Below are 17905 nucleotides of genomic sequence, written 5' to 3' on the forward strand. Positions count from 1 at the left end.
GTTCTCACAGGTCTGCGACCCGGCGGCGCAGGTGGCTCTCCAGGAACGGCCGGGTGGCCCCGAGCATGCGCGCCCTCGCCACCGGGGCCTTCAGGCGACCGTCCAGGTAGAACTGCACGTCATCGCCCTCGCCGAGGCGAGCGCCGCCCGCCACCAGGTCGTCGGTGATCCCGGGGAACCAGCGCTCCAACTGCGTGTGCCCCATGGACAGCAGAGCGTGGAGCTGGTGCCGCTGGGGAGTGCGCCGGCCGAACCCGTCGTCCCCCATGACGTCGGGCTCCACCACCACGACGTCCTCGGCGTAGTCGCTCAGCACCCGGGCGGCGAACAGCCCCGCGTAGCTCCCACCCATGACGATCGCCCGCCTCATATGAACCCCCCACCTCGGCGCAACGGCCGAGTGCTCGACTGCGGTTGGCGACGCCGTCTCCACGTCGGCCGATCAGGACATTACTGATGCGCGCCGACGATGGCGGAGTCCGCAGAGACGTCCTGGTCAAGTCGGTCACCACGCAGGCTGCTGACCCGACCCGCGAGAACGCCCGCAACTGTTCCCCACCGGCTTCGCTGGGAGCACACGTCAACGCCTCGCGCACCGAGCAGTCAGTCGATCGACCGGACAGGCCTAGCCGGCGATGTCGAGGGCCGTGCCGTACAGACGGTCCACCTTCAGTCGGATGACCACGCGCCGCTCGGCCGTCTGCCCAGCCAGCCAGCTCTCCTCGTCCTCGGGCCTCGCCGCCTCGGGGATCATCCCGAGGAGTTCCCGGCCGACCGCGTCGCCGGGTGCCGTCGTCGGCCCGGACACCTCCGCCTCGCCCTCGGCGACGGCGAACGACCAGACGTCGTCGCCGCGCACATGCAGCGCCGCATGCGGGTCGCGCCGCAGGTGAGTGACCTTGACGCGGTCCGCGGTCGTCGAGAACCGTGCGACGCGGGCCTCGGGGTCCCAGCTGTACAGCATCGTGGTCAGATGGGGGTGACCGCTCCGCTTGACGGTGGCGAGCGTGCCGAACTGCTGCCTGCCGAGGAGGTCGGAGAGAGCTTCGTCGGACAGGGGGCGCGGCGCGGGTCCTTGAGTCATACCGACGCCAACTCCCTTGTCCCCGGGAACATTCCGCGCCGCTCACGCCGCCTTCGCGGTCAGGGGGACGGGGGAACGGACACGGGCGCCGTACACCGGCCGCGGAGGCTCGGAGTCCGCATGCGGTCGCGCAGGAGGCCGGCGTTGTCGACGAGGGGGTCGAGCCGGGCGAAGGCGTCCAGGGCGGTGGCCTTCTCCGTGGTGGCGGGCGCGATGGTCCAGTTGCACGGCGGCATCGCGATCACGTGGGAGCACGTCGCCCGCCGCTACTTCACGCGCACGCACGGCTCGTCCCCGCTCTTCGGGCCGCCGGCCTGGCACCGCGCCCGTCTGGCGGCCGGCCTGGGCCCGCGCCCGTCTGGCGGCCGGCCTGGGCCCGCATCCGGAATGACAGGCCGCGACTCCTACGGGTTCCCCTGAGGAGCGTCCTGCCGCGCCGCGTCGCGCAGCGCCGTCACGACGGCCGTGGTCGTGGGATTCGCGCTCTCGGTGCGGCGGGTCGCGGCGAACAGGAGACGCCGGACCGGGCCGTCCTCGATGGGCGTCGTGCGGATTCCTGGTGTGCTCGGGTCGATGGCCGTCCGGGGGACGAGCGCGGCGGCCAGGCCGGCCCGTGCCAGGGCGAGCTGGCCCACCGCCACGGAGAGGCCGGACGCGCCCTCTCAGCCGCGCAGGGCCACGGCGTCAGTCTCAGCAGTCACAGCAGCAGTTGCAGGGATTGCAGCAACCGTCACGCGAGCCACCGCCTGAACCACCCGACCCACCGGAACCACCGGAACCACCGGAGCCGCCTGAGCCGCGGCCGCCTCCGCCCGAACCGCCCGAGTAGCCGCCCGAGTTGCCACCGCCCTGACCGCCCCCGTTGCCGCCGCCCTGGCCGCCGAACCAGCCGTCGCCGCCGGAACCCCCCTGGTTCGAGCCGCCGCCGGGCGGCAGCGGCTCGCCGTCCATGCCGGCGTCACAGGTGCAGCAGTTGTAGCACCACCGGCAGCCGCGGCACAGCGGACGGTACTGGTCACACCGTCCGCACCGCCCCTCGGACGGGCGGCCCGAAGCCGTCGGGGCGGCGCCCGGAGCCGCGAGCGCTCCGACGCCGCACGCCGGGCCCGTCTCCGTGCCCTCCTCCAGGGGTGTGTCCTTCGCCGTACGGCGGCCCAGCCAGGGCAGCATGCGCGGGCCGGGGGCTTGGGGGCGGTGCCGGTGGTGGCCCGGGCGGGGGACGAAGGCCCGGTCGACGGCGTGCTCCAACTCCCCACCCAGAAGCGCCCTCACCAGCCGACCGTCGACGAACTCGACCTCGACCAGCGCGAGTCGTATCCCGTGGACTGCGTCGTCGCAGAGCCGGCGCACCTCGGCGCGGTCCGCGCCGGTCACGGCGATCGGGTTCCACGCGCCGGACGCCGCGTCCGCGTCCTGGTCCTCCACCGCGTCCAGCAGATGCGCCAGCCGGCCGAACAGACGGCCCGCCTCCGCCAGCGGTTCGGCGTTGCCCGGGCGGCCCGCGAGCACGGCGGTGTGCGCGAAGGCGGCGGCGGTCGCGGTCTCCGTCGGCTCCGTCACCGTCAGCAGCGAGCCGCGGGGGCCGGTCGCCCGCTCGATGTCCTGCTGGCGTTCGACCGCGTCCATCAGTACCGCGGTGTCGAAACCGAGCCGGTCGCCGCCCGCGGCTCCCGCACGGTCCCAGCCCTGGGCGATCCGGCGGGCCGCGAGGGTCATCGGGCGGCGTCCCCACAGGCCGTCGCCGTCGGCCGCATGGTCACGTATCTTCGCCGCGGCGAGCACCAGCGACACCGTCGCCGCCAGCCGCGCGCCCTCGCCCCGCGCCACGTCCGCCGACCGCATCCCGCGCAGGGGGCACGGGCCGGCGCCACGCCGCCACTCACCGGTGCGCTCCGACTGCGCCTCGGTCAGCACCGAGACGACGAGCCCGTCGTAATTGGTGGCCACCCGCGCGAACTGCCCGTACTCGCCACGCAACGCGAGGCACAGCCCGCACAGATGCGCCATCCACTCGGTACGCATGGTCCCGCCCAGGCGGTGGCGGCATGGCCTGATGATTCCGAACACCGAAGTTCTCCCCCGTAGACACAGTGAACGCGCGAAGCGTCAACCCCAGGTGACGACGTGCGGCCGACATCCTAGGGGGTCGTCCGGGGGACTCGGTCGGCCCTCCCGCGAAGGACCGCACCGAGTATGTGGTCGTGCTCCCGGAGCGTCGGTCCCCAGCAGGTCCGCATCGTTCCCGTCGACGGGGGGCACGCGCGAGAGCCACCCCGATGATCAAATATGCGCGCCAACCACGCTTACCAAGCAATTTTTTAGCAGACCATGTGAGCGGGGTGTCACGAGCGGAGGCCATTTCGTCCAGAACCCGGCGGCTCCGGTCGGGGCCGCGCGCGATGCGCCCCAGCTGCGCGGTGCGCGATCCCCGGCGTTACGATCAGCTCCGCGCAGGTCTCTCGAGGGACCGGTCGGCCGGTCACCAGGCGGTCCTCACCCCCTCGGCCCGCGACATCGGAGTTCCGGGGCACGAGGGGAAGCGGCACATGTCCAAGCAGGAACGATGGAGCAGGCTGCTGGAGCTGCTCGCGGTCGACGGCAGGCTCGAGGTCGAGGCCGCGGCCGCCACGATGACGGTGTCACCGGCGACGATCCGGCGCGACCTCGACGAACTGGCCGAACAGCAGCTGCTCGTCCGTACGCGCGGCGGAGCCATCGCGCACGGCGTCTCGTACGAACTCCCGCTGCGGTACAAGTCCTCACGGCAGGTCTCGGAGAAGCAGCGCATCGCGAGCGCCGTGGCGGATCTGCTGACCCCCGGGGATGTCGTGGGGCTCAACGGCGGCACCACCACCACGGAGGTGGCGCGGGCCCTGACGCTCCGGGCGGGCGGCCCGACGGAGCGCGGGGAGCACTCCGCACCGCCGAGGTTCACGGTCGTCACGAACGCGTTGAACATCGCGAGCGAACTGGCGGTCCGACCGCAGTTCAAGATCGTGGTGACCGGCGGCGTGGCACGGCCCCAGACCTACGAGCTGGTGGGCCCGCTGACGCAGGGAGTCCTGAACCAGGTGGTGCTCGACGTCGCCGTCCTCGGCGTCGACGGCGTGGACCCGCACCTCGGCGTGATGACGCACCACGAGGACGAGGCCGGCATCAGCAGGCTCCTGGCGCAGCGTGCCCGTCAGGTGATCCTCGCGACGGACTCGTCCAAGATGGGCAAGCGCGCCTTCGCCAGGATCTGCGGTCTCGACCGGATCGACGTGCTCGTCACCGACTCCGGCCTCGCTCCCGACATGGCGGCGCGGCTCACCGACGCGGGCATCGAGGTCATCACCGTCTGACCGAGGACGTCAGCGCCCAAGGGCGTCCCCGTTCGGCGCGCCGCCCCTTCTCTGGTGCCCCGACGGCACGGCCCTTGACGACGCGCGCCGTGGCCCCTGCCCCCGTCCTCCCCACCCTCGGCACAAGCGCCTCTTCAGCCTCTCCCCGCCGTGAGCAGCCCCGAGACCTCCCCGAAGGCGGCCTCGATGCGCCGCCAGGCGGTGACGTCCCTTCGCACCGCGGGCAGTTCCCTGCCGCGCCCGGCGCCCCACCGGTTCGCCACCGCGACCGGGTCGTCGCCCCAGGCGGCGCCCGCCGCGAGTGCGGCGGCTCCCACGGCGACCAGTTCCTCGCCGACCGGGATCACGACGGGACGTCCGGAGAGTCTGCGGACGGTCTCGATCCACGCGGTCCCTTTCGCGCCGCCCCCGATCAGCCGGAGGGGCCGTTCGCGCACGTCGGACGACTCGGGGTCGTGACCCGTGGCCGCGAACAGGTCGTCCAGGACCCGCAGCAGCGTGAACACCGCGCCTTCGTACGCCGCTCCGAGGATCTGCCGGGAGCCGGTCGCGTGCCGGAGGCCCGTGAGCAGACCGGAGGCGTGCGGCAGATCGGGGGAGCGCTCTCCGTCGAGATACGGGAGCACGACCACGTCCCCTCCGGGCTCGGCGTCCTCCCGTCCGAGGCCCAGGAGGTTCGCGATCTTGTCGATCGCCTGGGTGCAGTTGAGGGTGCATCCGAGCGGCAGGTACACCCCGTCCGTGGACGCGAATCCGGCGAGCCCGGCGGCGGTCGGCCGGGTGCGGGTGGCGGTGAAGACGGTGCCGGACGTCCCCAGGCTGACCACGGGGTGGTCGAGCAGCCCCGCTCCTCCGAGGCCGAGTCCGACCGCCGCCGCCATGTTGTCGCCGGTCCCGGCGGCGACGGGGATGCCGGGACGCAGACCCAGGAAGGCCGCGGCGGCCTTCGTCAGGGAGCCCGCACGTTCGCCGCCGCCCGTGGCGACCACCGGCAACAGCGCGGGGTCGAGCCCGACGAGTTCCATCAGCGCCGGGTCGTAGGAGTTCGTGCGGGTGTCGTACCAGCAGGTGCCCGAGGCGTCGCCGGGATCGGTGACCGCCACCCCGCAGAGGCGCTCCGTGAGGAAGTCGTGCGGCAGGCGCACCCCGGCGGTCTTCTCGGCCACGGCCGGCTCGTGCTCGCGCAGCCACTGCCATGTGGTGGCGGTCATGGAGGCGACGGGTACGGAACCGGTGCGGTCCAGCCAGGCGTCGGGGCCGCCCAGGGCCCGTGTCAGGGCCGCGGCCTGGGGCGCCGACCGCGTGTCGTTCCAGAGGAGCGCGGGGCGCAGCGGGCGGCCCGCGGCGTCGAGCACGACCAGGCCGTGCTGCTGCCCGGCGACCGCGAGGCCGGCCACGGCCGCCGGGGAGACGCCGGAGGTGTCGAGGGCCGCGGCCAGGGAGGAGCGGAGCGCCGCCCACCAGATCTCCGGGTCCGTCTCGCGGGCTCCCGACTCGCCCGTGACGGTGTGGGGGGCGCGGCCGACACCCAGGATCCCGCCGCTCCCGGCGTCGATGACGACGGTCTTCGTGGACTGCGTGGAGCTGTCCACGCCGATGACGACGGGGGCTGTCAGCACGGCGCACCTCGTACGGGAAGACGAATTTTGGAAAACCGATGAACAAATTAGAGGTCGCCCCGTACCCGCACGTCAAGCGGCAGAACGGGACGATCGAGAAGAGGCGAGCAGGAAGGGAGGCTTGCTCCGGGACCCCGCGTGGGCTATTAGTTTTGAGGTCAAACAAATTGGTTCCTGTTGCAGCCCAGAGGAGCGACCCCATGTCCGAGCGTTTCTCCCCCACCCCCGGCGACCGCTTCACCTTCGGTCTGTGGACCGTCGGCTGGCAGGGCCGTGACCCCTTCGGGGAGGCCACCCGCCCCGCTCTCGACCCGGTGGAGGCGGTCGAGCGGCTCGCGGCGCTCGGCGCGTACGGCGTCACGTTCCACGACGACGACCTCATCCCCTTCGGCGCCGCCGAGGCCGAGCGCGACGCGGCCGTGAAGCGGTTCAGGACCGCCCTCGACCGCACGGGCCTCACGGTGCCGATGGCGACCACGAACCTCTTCACCCACCCGGTCTTCAAGGACGGCGGCTTCACCGCCAACGACCGGGACGTCCGCCGCTTCGCCCTCCGCAAGACCCTCCGCAACATCGACCTCGCCGTCGAACTCGGCGCCACCGTGTACGTCGCCTGGGGGGGCCGGGAGGGCGCCGAGTCCGGGGCGGCGAAGGACGTGCGGGTCGCGCTCGACCGCATGAAGGAGGCCTTCGACCTGCTCGGCCAGTACGTCACCGAGCAGGGCTACGACCTCCGGTTCGCGATCGAGCCCAAGCCGAACGAGCCGCGCGGCGACATCCTGCTGCCCACCATCGGGCACGCCCTGGCCTTCATCGAGCGCCTGGAGCGCCCGGAGCTGGTCGGCGTGAACCCGGAGACGGGCCACGAGCAGATGGCCGGTCTCAACTTCCCGCACGGCATCGCCCAGGCGCTGTGGGCGGGCAAGCTGTTCCACATCGACCTCAACGGACAGTCGGGCATCAAGTACGACCAGGACTTCCGCTTCGGCGCGGGCGATCTGCGTCAGGCCTTCTGGCTGGTGGACCTGCTGGAGACGGCCGGGTACGACGGCCCGCGCCACTTCGACTTCAAGCCGGTACGGACGGACGGCGCCGACGGCGTCTGGGAGTCCGCCAAGAACTGCATGCGCAACTACCTGATCCTGAAGGAGCGCGCGGCGGCGTTCCGTGCCGACCCCGACGTCGTCGCGGCCCTCGCCGCCTCCCGGCTCCCCGAGCTGGCCGTCCCCACGGCCGCGGACGGCCTCGCCGGACTGCTCGCCGACCCCACGGCGTACGAGAGCTTCGACCCGGACGCCGCAGCGGCGAGGTCCATGGCCTTCGAGCACCTCGACCAGCTGGCCCTGGAGCACCTGCTCGGGGTGCGCTGACCGGTCGGGGTCGTCCGGGCCGCGGCCGGTCGACAGGGCATGATCGGCCGCAGTGACGAGTCCGTTTCCGCAGCCAGGGAGTCTCCACGTGTCCTCAAGTGCCGACAGGCCGACCCGCGCCCAGGGGAGTCCGATGGACCAGGTGTCGGTGCGGCGTGCCAACCTCGCCCTGGTCCTGGCCGAGGTCCGCTCCTCCGGTCCGGCGTCCCGGGCGACCGTGGCCAGGAGCACCGGTCTCACCCGGGCGACCGTCTCCAGCCTGGTGGGCGAGCTGATCGAGCACGGGCTCGTACGGGAGGCGGACTTCCAGCAGGACGGCTCGGTCGGCCGCCCGGGGCGGCACCTGGAGCTCGACGGACGTACGGTGGGCGCCCTGGGCCTGGAGATCAACTCCCGCTACCTCGCCGCCTGCTCGGTGGATCTGGCCGGGCGGACCCTCCAGGAGCGTCGCCTCGTGCACGACGCGACGACGCGGGGCGCCGAGGAGACGATCCGCGCCCTCGCCTCACTCGCCGGGGAACTGGTCGAGCACGCCGGACGCGCGGGCGTCCGGGTGGCGGGCGTGGGGGTGGCCGTGCCGGGGCCCGTGGCCGTGGCCACCGGCCGGGTCCGCTCCGCGCCCAACCTCCACTGGGACGACGTCCCGGTCGCCGAGCTGCTGCGGACCATGGCGGCGCTGCCCGACGACCTGGACGTCGTCGTCGACAACGAGGCCAACCTGGCCGCGCTCGCCGAGTGGGACCACTCCCACGCCGGTGTCACGGACCTCGTGTACGTCACGGGCGAGGCGGGCATGGGCGCGGGCATCGTCTCCGGCGGACGGCTGCTGCGCGGCGCCTCCGGCTTCAGCGGCGAACTCGGGCACGTACAGATCGACCCGGCGGGGGCGCGGTGCGCCTGCGGGCGTACCGGCTGTCTCGAGACGAAGGTGGCGCTTCCCGCGGCGCTCCGTACCGCCGCGCCCGATCTGACCCTCGCGGCGGGCGAGGCGGGCGGGGCGGCGTGGGATCCCCAGGAGCAGGCGGCGGAGCTGATGCGGCGGGCCGCTTCCGGCGACCCGCGGACGCTGGCGGGCCTGGACGAGATCGGCCGCTGGCTCGGCACGGGTCTTGCGATCCCGGTGAACCTCCTCAACCCCGAAGTGATCGTCCTGGGCGGTTACTTCGCCTCGGTCGCTCCCTACCTCCTGCCCGCGGCCATGAGGGAGCTGCGGGCGCAGGTGGTGGCCGGTGACGCGGCGCTCTGCCGCGTCACCGGGTCCGCGTTCGGCTTCGCGGCCGCGGTCCGGGGCGCCGCGGGCGTCATCGTCGAGGAGGTCTTCGCCGATCCGGGTCGTGTCGGCCGCTGACGTACGCCTCGCCGGCGCCGCCCCCGGTTCAGCCCGGGTAGGGGAGGTCCGCCTCCGGGGTGTCGGCGGGCCGGGAGTGGAGGACGCCGTCGGGGCCGCCGACCCGGAGGTGCCAGGGGTGCCGGCTGTCGGTGCTCACCCGGAGGCGGTCTCCCTGACGGCGCAGGCGGAAGCGGGCCGCCTCGTCGGGGCCGTCGGTGTCCGGGATCACGAGGGTCCGCTCGGCGCCGTCGGCGAAGGCGTGCACGCGCAGTTCGACTCCGTCCGGCCAGTTCGAGACGGGGTGCTGGTCGTCGGCGCCGAGCGGGATGACGGAGTCGGGGCGGGCCAGGAGCGGCAGGGTGTGGAAGTCGTGCCGCTCGCGGACCCAGCGGGGGCCGGTGGTCACGGCGCCGGTGAGGACGTTCGTCCACGGTCCTTCGGGCACGTAGTACTCGACCGTGCCGTCGTCGGTGAAGACCGGGGCGACGAGCAGGTCGTCGCCGAGCATGTACTGCCGGTCGAGCGTCGCGGCGGCCGGATCGTCGGGGAACTCCAGGACCATGGCCCGCATGACGGGGGTGCCGCTGGTGTGCGCCTGTCGGGCGGCGCGCTGGAGGTAGGGGGCGAGGCGGTGTTTGAGCAGGGTGAACGCGCGGGTGACCTCGACGGCCTCCTCCCCGTAGTCCCACGGGACGCGGTAGGACGTGCTGCCGTGCAGGCGGCTGTGCGAGGAGAGGAGGCCGAACTGCACCCAGCGTTTGAAGACGGTGGGGGTCGGGGTGCCCTCGAAGCCGCCGATGTCGTGGCTCCAGAAGCCGAAGCCGGACAGGCCGAGGGAGAGTCCGCCGCGCAGTGACTCCGCCATCGCGTTGAAGTGCGACTCGCAGTCGCCGCCCCAGTGCACCGGGTACTGCTGGCCGCCGGCGGTGGCGGAGCGGGCGAAGAGGAGGGCCTCGCCCTCCCCGCGTACCTCGCGCAGCAGCTCGAAGACGGTCCGGTTGTACAGCTGGGTGTAGTAGTTGTGCATCCGCTCCGGGTCGGAGCCGTCGTGCCAGACGACGTCGGTGGGGATCCGTTCGCCGAAGTCGGTCTTGAAGCAGTCCACGCCCTGGTCGAGCAGGGTGCGCAGCTTGCCGGCGTACCAGTCGCGGGCGGCGGGGTCGGTGAAGTCCACCAGGGCCATGCCGGGCTGCCACAGGTCCCACTGCCATACGCTGCCGTCCGGGCGGCGCACGAGGTGTCCTTCCCGCATGCCCTCCTCGAACAGAGCCGACTTCTGCGCGATGTACGGGTTGATCCAGGCGCTGATCCGCAGTCCCCGTTCCTTGAGCCGGGCCAGCATGCCGACCGGGTCGGGGAACGTGTCGGCGTCCCAGGTGAAGTCGCACCACTGGTGGGCGCGCATCCAGAAGCAGTCGAGGTGGAAGACGCTCAGGGGGATGCCTCGCTCGGCCATGCCGCCGACGAAGCGGTTGACGGTGGCCTCGTCGTAGTCGGTGGTGAAGGAGGTGGTCAGCCAGAGTCCGAGCGCCCAGGCCGGGGGCAGGGCGGGGCGTCCGGTGAGGGCCGTGTACCGCTCCAGGACGCGTTTCGGGGTCGGGCCGTGGACGACGAAGTACTCGAGGGACTGGTCCTCGACGCTGAACTGCACCTGGCCCACCGCTTCGGAGCCGACTTCGTAGCTGACCTTGCCGGGGTGGTTGACGAAGACGCCGTAGCCCCGGTTGGTCAGGTGGAAGGGGACGTTCTTGTACGCCTGTTCGCTGCTGGTGCCGCCGTCGGCCTGCCAGATGTCCACCGTCTGCCCGTTCCGGACCAACGGGGTGAACCGCTCCCCCAGCCCGTAGACCGACTCGCCCACGCCGAGGGAGAGCTGCCCGAGCATGAAGTGCCGGCCGTCGCCGTCGGTGACGAAGCCGGTGCCGCGCGCCCCCGCGGAGGTCAGCACCCGTCCGTCGGCGGTGAAGTCGAGGCGCCACGGTTCGGCGGTGTCCACCCGCAACGCCAGCTCACCGGAGCGGAGTTCGACGACCTCGCCGTCCCTGCGGACCGTGCCGGCGCCCTGCTCCGCCCCGGGCAGCGCGAACTCCGGCCCGCGCCGTGGTGAACCCGCGTGGTGGGTGGTGCGCACCCCGATCACGCCCTCGGCCGGCGACCAGCACTCGACGGTGAGCAGCGGACTGTTGAGGGTGTCGCCGCGGCCGCGCACCCGTTTCACCGGCGCGTAGAGCGTCAACCGGTGCTCCTCGGCCGTGACGTCCGCGACCTCGGCGGCGTAGCGGGCGGTGTGGCCGGGGCGCGTCAGCCAGTACCCGTCGGTGAACTTCATCGGGTGCCTGCCGGGGCGTCGAAGCGGAAGGCGGCGACGCGGAAGGCGCCGTGCAGGGTCAGTCGCAGGTCGTGGACACCGTCCGGCGGAGCGGTGAGCGGCGCCGTGCCGGTCGTCCAGGTGTGGCGGTCGCCCGTGACCGGCACCGTGATCTCCGCCAGGAGCTGTTCACCGGCGTGGAGTTCGAGGCGCGCCTCCCCCTGCCCCTCGTCCTCGCGGGCGGTCTCGACCTCCACGCGTACGGCTCCGGTGAGGTCGACGTCGCGGAAGAGGAGGGTCGCGGGCCGCGTCGGGTCGGCCGGTGTGACGGCGTCGCCGCTGGTGCGGGTGGCGTCGACGAGGACGGTGTGGGCGTGGTCGTCGAAGTCGACGGCCCGGAGCCGGCGGCCGACGGCCGCGCGGGGCCCGGGGGCGGGCCCGGTCACGGTGAGCGGTGCGGTGAGGACGGGGTGCCCGGCGGAGCGGGCGACGACGATCTCGTATCCGCCGGGGTCGACGGTGAAGGCCCCGGTGGAGACGTCCCAGTGGGCGAGCCGTTCGGCGGGCAGCCGGTACGTCACCTCCCGGCTCTCCCCGGGTTCGAGGCGGACCTTGCGGAAGTCGACGAGGCGCAGCCGGGGGGCGTCGTAGCGGGCGTCCAGGGCCCGGACGTAGAGCTGGACCACGTCGCTGCCGGGCCGCGGGCCGGTGTCGGTGACGGTGACCGCGACGTCGACCGTGCCGTCCTGGGTGATCGAGGGACGCGAAAGGCGCAGGTCGGAGTAGGAGAAGTCGGTGTAGGACAGCCCGTGGCCGAAGGGGTAGAGGGGGGCGGCCCGGTGGTACTGGTAGGTCCAGCCGCTCTTGATGACGTCGTAGTCGAGCGGGTCCGGCAGCGGGTCGTCCCCCCGGAACCAGGTCTGCGGCAGGCGGCCCCCGGGCTCGGCCCGGCCGAGCAGCACCGCCGCCAGCGCGTGGCCGGTCTCCTGCCCGCCGTGGGACGTCCACACCACCGCGGGCAGGTGCCGGTCGGCCCAGTCGACGGCGTACGGGTAGCTGCTCATCACGAGCAGGGCCGTCTCCGGGCGGACGGCCGCGACCGTGCGCAGCAGTTCCTGTTGTGTCTCCGGCAGGTCGATGCCCGCCCGGTCCTCGGTCTCCCGGCCGTTGATCAGCGGATGGTTGCCGAGGACGACGATCGCCGCGTCGGCCGCTTCGGCGGCCGTCCGCGCCTCGGCCGCGCCGTCGCGGAGCAGTTCCCGTCGCCAGGGTTCGGCTGCGTCCGGGGTCTCGGCGGTGACGGTCACCCGGCCGTCCGCCGGGTCCACGGTGGCGTAGCGGCCGGTGAGGACGGAGCGCAGCCGGAGGTCGCCGTCGTCCGCCGGTTCCAGACGGAAGGTCTCGTGGATCTCCCAGCTCTTGAGCCGTTCCTGGTCGGCCGCGAGGGAGGCGTCGTCCTTGAGGGTCAGGTGGCGGCCGGTGTCGGCCGCGCGCAGCGTCAGTACGCCGTGGCCCCAGTCGACGACGTCGAAGGGGGTCTTGCACAGGAGTTCGCCGGTGGTGCGGGAACGCAGGGCGATCCGGTCCGAGCCGTCCGCACGGATGACCTCGCCGCCGTGGGCGTCGAGGGCCGCGGCGAGTCCGGTGGCGATGCCGACCTGGTACGGCATGGTGCCGCTGTACCAGTCCTCGCAGAGCGTGTCGGCGAGCGGGCCGACGACGGCGATCCGCGGTGTCCGTGCCGGGTCGAGCGGCAGCAGCCCGTCGTTCTTGAGCAGGACGACCGTTTCGGTGGCGGCGCGCCGCGCCAGGGCGCGGTGCGCGGAGCAGTCGATCACCTCGGGCCCGATGCCGGCGTAGGGGTCGAGGTCCGGGTCGAACTCGCCGAGTCGGAAGCGGAGTTCGAGCTGCCGCCGGACCGCGCGGTCGATGTCCGTCTCGTCGATCAGGCCGCGTTCCCGCGCCTCGCGCAGTCGGCTCACCGGTGTGGCGCTGTCCTCGCCGTGGTCGGTGAAGCTGTCGATGCCGGCCTTGAGCGCCGCCGCGTGGGACTCGACGTGGTCGTCGTAGTAGTGCTCGGGGTCGACGAGGTTGGACGGGGCCTCGGCGTCGCTGACCACGAACAGTTCGTGGCCGGTGGGCAGCGCCCAGCGGCGGAGTTCGTCCTCGATGAGCGGACTGACATGGCAGGGGCGGCCGTTGACCAGGTTGTACGCGGCCATGGCGCCGGTCGCGACGCCGGCGGCAACGACGGGGCGGAAGGCGGCGAGGTCGTACTCGTGCAGCACGCGCGGACGCAGCCCCGAGGAAGTGGTGCAGCGTTCGTCCTCGTTGTTGTAGGCGAGGAAGTGCTTGAGCACCGGGGCCGCGCGGAGGTAGGTCGGGTGGTCGCCGGACAGGCCCCGGCAGTAGGCCTCGCCGAGACGGGCGGTGTGCGTCGGGTCCTCGGAGTAGCCCTCCTCGTTGCGCCCCCAGCGCGGGTCGCGCAGCAGGTTGAGGACGGGGGCCCAGGCCTGGAGGCTGGTGGGGGCGCGGTCGGGGGCGGTCACCGGAGGGCGGTGGCGGTGGAAGGCGCGCAGTTCGACCGAGACCGCCTCGGCGACCCGGTGCACCAGGCCCTCGTCCCAGCCGGCGCCGAGGCCGACGGCCTGCGGGAAGACCGTCGCCTCTCCCAGCCAGGCGACGCCGTGGAGCGCCTCGCTGCCGGTACGGAAGGAGGCGACGCCGAGGCGCGGGACGGCCGGCGCGTACTGGTGGAGCATCGCGAGCCGTTCGTCGGGGGTGAGCCGTGCGAGCAGGTCGTCGACGCGTCGGCGCAGCGGCAGCGCGGGATCGCGGAAGGGCGGCGGATCGGCCGCGGACGCGGACAGGGAACTCACGTGGGCAACCCCTCGGCAGGCTGGGTGGAACGACTCTTCGTCGAAGCGCTTCGACGCTGACAGGATCCGGTGGCACTGTCAACCACTGCTGCTCCAGGGCTTTTTGGTTGTGCCGGGACTCTTGTCGAACGGGAAGGGCGTCACTAGCCTCGCCCCGGCGTCCAAGCGCTTCGACGCATCGATGTCGACGACTCCAGAGGGATGTGGCTCCTATGACGACGCGCCGCCTGACCGACCGGCTCGAGGGTCTCGCCTTCGGCGGGGACTACAACCCGGAGCAGTGGGACGCGGAGGTGTGGAAGGAGGACGACGAGCTGATGCGCCGGGCCCGGGTCAACCTGACCACCGTGGGCGTCTTCTCCTGGGCCCTGCTCGAACCCGAGGAGGGCCGCTACGACTTCGGCTGGCTCGACTCCCACCTCGACCGGCTGCACGCGGCCGGTGTCGCCGTCGACCTCGCCACCCCGACCGCCTCCCCGCCGCCCTGGTTCACCCTCGCCCACCCCGACGCCCTGCCGGTCTCCCCCGACGGCACCCGGCTCACCCACGGCAGCCGGGACACGTACTGCCTCGCCGCGCCCGCCTACCGCCGGGCCGCGCTCCGCGTGGCGCGCGCGCTCGCCGGACGCTACGGCGACCATCCCGCGCTCGCCCTGTGGCACGTCCACAACGAGTACGCGACGCTCTGCTGGTGCGGGCACACCGCGGCCGCGTTCCGGGTCTGGCTGCGGGCCCGGCACGGCTCCCTCGACGCCCTCAACGAGGCCTGGGGGACGGCGTTCTGGAGCCAGCGGTACACCGCGTGGGAACAGGTCCTGCCGCCCCGCGCCACCCAGTGGCACAAGAACCCCGGTCAGGCCCTGGACTTCCGCCGCTTCTGGTCGGACGAGGCCCTCACCGCGTACCGCGAGCAGCGTGACGCGATCCGGGCCCACAGCGACCGGCCGGTGACGACCAACCTCATGCTGCCCGCCTACCAGAACCTGGACCTGTGGGCCTTCGGCCGCGAGGTCGACCTGGTGGCCGTCGACCACTACCCGGCGGCGCCCGGGATCGACGCCGCCGCCGACACCGCCTTCGGCGCCGACCGGGCCCGCTCGTTCGGCGGCGGCGCGCCCTGGCTGCTGATGGAGCAGGGCACGAACACCGTGTACGGGGGCGACCGCGTCCTCGGCAAGGAGCCGGGCGACATCCGCCGCCACACCCTCGGCCACATCGCCCGCGGCTCGGAGGGCGCGATGTTCTTCCAGTGGCGCCAGTCCCGGGCGGGCTCCGAGCAGTGGCACTCCGCGATGGTCCCGCACGCGGGGCCGGACAGCCGCCTCTTCCGCGAGGTCTCGGCCGTCGGCGAGGAGGTGGGCCGCCTCGGCGAGCTCGCCGGTTCCACGGTCCGCGCCGAGGTCGCCGTCCTGCACGACTCCGACGCGTGGTGGGCCCTCGACGTCGACGGGCTGCCGTCGGCCGAACTCGACTACCACGGCACGCTGCGCCGCGCCCACCGGGCGCTGTGGGACGCCGGGGTGACGGTGGACTTCGCCCACCCCGAGCACGACCTGAGCCGCTATCGGCTCGTCCTCGCCCCGGCCCTGTTCCTGCTCGGTGACGCGGGCGCCGCGAACCTGCGCCGCCATGTCGCCGACGGGGGGACGCTGCTCGTCCAGCATTACGGCGGCGCCGTCGACGAGCGCCTCCACGCCCGCCTCGGCGGCTACCCGGCCGCGCCGCTCCGTGAGGCGCTGGGCATCCGGATCGAGGAGTACCGCCCGCTGCGGCGGGGCGAGGAGATCGTCCTCTCCGACGGCTCGCACGGCACCGCCTGGAGCGAGTCCCTGCGTACGGAGGGCGCCGAGGCCCTCGCCACGTACACCGGGGGCATGCTCGCCGGCGGCCCGGCCCTCACCCGCCACGGGTTCGGGGCCGGAGCCGGCTGGTACCTCTCCACCCGTCTCGACGACACCGGCTACGCGGCCCTGGTCTCCCGGCTGCTCGACGAAGCCGGGGTGGCCGCGGAGCTGCCGGGCCTGCCGTCCGGTGTCGAGGCCGTCACCCGTCACGCGGATGACGGCCGCCGCTGGCACGTCCTCGTGAACCACCGTGCCGACACCGTGCAGCTGCCGGACCCGGCCCACGACCTGCTGACGGGCGGCCCCGCACACCTGCTCCCGCCCGGCGGCTGCGCGGTGCTGCGCGCCCGCTGAACCCGGCGGCTCCCCCCTCGACAGGACGAGCGGATACGGCCAAGGACAGGGGCGCGCTCCGACCGCGCGGCCGGCCGTCCCCGCTCGCCTCCCCCTATCCCCATCTGCCGGGCGCGCCGGAGGGCACCGGGTTCTCCGCGTACCAGGCGACGGCGGGCATCCGCACCTTCCACGTCTCCACCGCCGACGGTGTCAGCTGGCTGACCAGGGCCAACCAGTTCGGCGAGCCCGACGAGTGGGGCCCGGCCTTCGAGGGCGCCTACGCGATGGTCCGGCCGAAGCGCCACGAGGCCGGCCGGACGTACCGGGAGACGTTCACCCCGGGCGTCTTCGGCCCGCTGCTCGGCGAGGACATGGGCGTCTTCCGCACCGCGCCCGACCCCGTCACCGGCGAGCAGCGACTCGTCGGCTCCCTTCCGTTGTTCGCCGACGGGGCGGGGCACGCGGGTCTCACACCGCACACCTCGGCCACCACGACGCTGTACCGCGACGGCGTCAAGGTCGCCGAGAACGACGACCCGCTGACCGGCGCGCGGCCCTTCCCGGTCGACGCCGCCGACGCCGAGTACCGGCTGACGACGTCCGTGGAGCGCTCGGCGGACATCGCCGCCGCCTCCACCCGTGTCGACGCCGGCTTCACGTTCCGTTCGAAGCAGGTCACGGCCACCACGGCGCTGCCCGTGTCCACGGTCCGCTTCGCGCGCCCCGTCGACCTGGCCTCGCGCGCCCCGGCGGGCCTGTCCGTCCTGGTCCCGGTGACCGAGCAGGGCGCGGCGGCCGGGCGGAACCGCGGGTCGCTGGCCGTGTCCGTCTCCGTGAGCTACGACGACGGGAGGACCTGGCGGCCCGTGACGGTCACGAACGGCAGGATCTCCGTGAAGAGCCCGGCGAAGGACCGGGGCATCTCGCTCTCCGCCCAGGTCACGGACAAGCAGGACAACACGTCGACGCTGACGATCCACAACGGGTGGTACGGCAGGTGACGGTGCTCCGCTGACCGCTCGCGTCCGACGCGGCGCCACCACGTGGGGTGGTGGCGCCGCACGGTCGTCTTCCGGAAACCTGCACATGGTGTGCGTGACGCGGGCACAGCCTCCTCCCGGGCTCCCCGGAACGGCCGGACGGCCGCGCCTTCTTGCCCCTGTTCCGCCCGCTTCGTCCCGCCCGCGTCCCGCATCGCGCGAATCTGTTACCCGGTCCTGCGGAGAATTTGTCGGCGTTCGGTGAAACAAGCTGCACGCCCGCCTCCCGGGCGTCACATCCGGATCCGAAAGGGCGTCAACCGAGTTAGCTCGGCCACCCGTTCGCGTGCTTTGATCGGGCACGCCGCAGCGAAGCGGAGGAATGGCTTCCCCCACCTGTCCGCCACCCTCCGGGCAGCCGCGGCAATGGATTCCCCCCATGGACACGAAAGGTGCGCCCCATGCGTAACGACATCGAGACCCGCGAGATCGACGACACCGAGCTCGACGCCGTCTCCGGCGGTCTCGTCAGCGTCAACGGCGGTCTCGCCGGCGCCGCGACCGGCGACGTCACCAACCTGCTCGGCACCGTCGGCAACCTGCAGACCGTGCAGGGCGTCGAGGGCCTCGTCGGCGGCGTCCCCGGCCTGGCCCAGGGCATCACCGGCGTGTCGGTGAACACCGGCGCCGTCACCGGTCTCGCCGGTCTCTGAGTGAGCCCTCCGCCGTGAATCCCGGAATCTTCATCCCGTTCCGGGATTCACGGCGGAATCGCCCATGCGGTGCGCGCACGCGGTGAAACGAATGCAGG

General features: G+C 73.2%; 14 protein-coding genes. 6 read left to right on the forward strand and 8 right to left on the reverse strand.

What is annotated here, in order from left to right:
- Positions 1-4: 4 nt before the first annotated feature.
- The 5 genes from ABZ567_RS29075 to ABZ567_RS29095 form a co-directional block, all read right to left on the reverse strand.
- Positions 5-370, reverse strand: coding sequence for a hypothetical protein (locus ABZ567_RS29075; protein WP_360795333.1), 366 nt, complete (start codon positions 368-370; stop codon positions 5-7).
- Between the two features lie 255 nt (positions 371-625).
- A complete protein-coding gene (locus ABZ567_RS29080) occupies positions 626-1084 on the reverse strand; it encodes a TIGR03618 family F420-dependent PPOX class oxidoreductase (RefSeq protein WP_360795336.1) in 459 nt (152 codons plus the stop codon).
- Between the two features lie 59 nt (positions 1085-1143).
- A complete protein-coding gene (locus ABZ567_RS29085) occupies positions 1144-1329 on the reverse strand; it encodes a hypothetical protein (RefSeq protein WP_360795339.1) in 186 nt (61 codons plus the stop codon).
- Between the two features lie 159 nt (positions 1330-1488).
- Positions 1489-1725 carry a hypothetical protein gene (locus ABZ567_RS29090; protein WP_360795342.1) on the reverse strand — a complete coding sequence of 79 codons (237 nt, stop codon included), beginning with the start codon at positions 1723-1725 and terminating at the stop codon, positions 1489-1491.
- A gap of 49 nt (positions 1726-1774) precedes the next feature.
- Positions 1775-3151, reverse strand: a complete 1377-nt coding sequence (locus ABZ567_RS29095; RefSeq protein WP_360795345.1) for a DUF5685 family protein — start codon at positions 3149-3151, stop codon at positions 1775-1777.
- A gap of 479 nt (positions 3152-3630) precedes the next feature.
- Here ABZ567_RS29095 and ABZ567_RS29100 point away from each other — a divergent pair, with 479 nt between their 5' ends.
- A complete protein-coding gene (locus tag ABZ567_RS29100) occupies positions 3631-4428 on the forward strand; it encodes a DeoR/GlpR family DNA-binding transcription regulator (protein WP_360795348.1) in 798 nt (265 codons plus the stop codon).
- A 134-nt stretch (positions 4429-4562) separates the two neighbouring features.
- Here ABZ567_RS29100 and xylB read toward each other — a convergent pair whose 3' ends face one another.
- Positions 4563-6044, reverse strand: coding sequence for a xylulokinase (gene xylB, locus ABZ567_RS29105; protein ID WP_360795478.1), 1482 nt, complete (start codon positions 6042-6044; stop codon positions 4563-4565).
- 203 nt (positions 6045-6247) lie between these two features.
- Between xylB and xylA the strand changes: the two genes are divergently transcribed.
- Both xylA and ABZ567_RS29115 read left to right on the forward strand, forming a co-directional pair.
- A complete protein-coding gene (gene xylA / locus ABZ567_RS29110; protein ID WP_360795351.1) occupies positions 6248-7417 on the forward strand; it encodes a xylose isomerase in 1170 nt (389 codons plus the stop codon).
- 133 nt (positions 7418-7550) lie between these two features.
- Complete coding sequence (locus ABZ567_RS29115) at positions 7551-8765, forward strand: ROK family transcriptional regulator (protein WP_360795353.1); 1215 nt, start codon at positions 7551-7553, stop codon at positions 8763-8765.
- A gap of 28 nt (positions 8766-8793) precedes the next feature.
- Here the strand turns inward: ABZ567_RS29115 and yicI are convergent, their stop codons facing one another.
- Together yicI and ABZ567_RS29125 are read right to left on the reverse strand one after the other, a co-directional pair.
- A complete protein-coding gene (yicI, locus tag ABZ567_RS29120; RefSeq protein WP_360795355.1) occupies positions 8794-11076 on the reverse strand; it encodes an alpha-xylosidase in 2283 nt (760 codons plus the stop codon).
- Positions 11073-13934, reverse strand: a complete 2862-nt coding sequence (locus ABZ567_RS29125) for a glycoside hydrolase family 3 C-terminal domain-containing protein (RefSeq protein ID WP_360795358.1) — start codon at positions 13932-13934, stop codon at positions 11073-11075. Before ABZ567_RS29125 ends, yicI begins: the two co-directional genes overlap by 4 nt.
- Positions 13935-14146: 212 nt before the next feature.
- Between ABZ567_RS29125 and ABZ567_RS29130 the strand changes: the two genes are divergently transcribed.
- The 3 genes from ABZ567_RS29130 (at position 14147) to ABZ567_RS29140 (ending at position 17807) form a co-directional block, all read left to right on the forward strand.
- Complete coding sequence (locus ABZ567_RS29130) at positions 14147-16132, forward strand: beta-galactosidase (protein ID WP_360795361.1); 1986 nt, start codon at positions 14147-14149, stop codon at positions 16130-16132.
- 266 nt (positions 16133-16398) lie between these two features.
- Positions 16399-17115, forward strand: coding sequence for a hypothetical protein (locus ABZ567_RS29135; RefSeq protein ID WP_360795364.1), 717 nt, complete (start codon positions 16399-16401; stop codon positions 17113-17115).
- 440 nt (positions 17116-17555) lie between these two features.
- The gene (locus ABZ567_RS29140; protein ID WP_360795367.1) at positions 17556-17807 is read left to right on the forward strand and encodes a hypothetical protein; all 252 of its coding nucleotides are present in this window, start codon (positions 17556-17558) and stop codon (positions 17805-17807) included.
- Positions 17808-17905 lie beyond the last annotated feature (98 nt).

Origin of the sequence: Streptomyces sp. NPDC016459 (assembly GCF_040632845.1) — a bacterium.
In the GTDB taxonomy this organism is placed as follows: Bacteria; Actinomycetota; Actinomycetes; order Streptomycetales; family Streptomycetaceae; genus Streptomyces.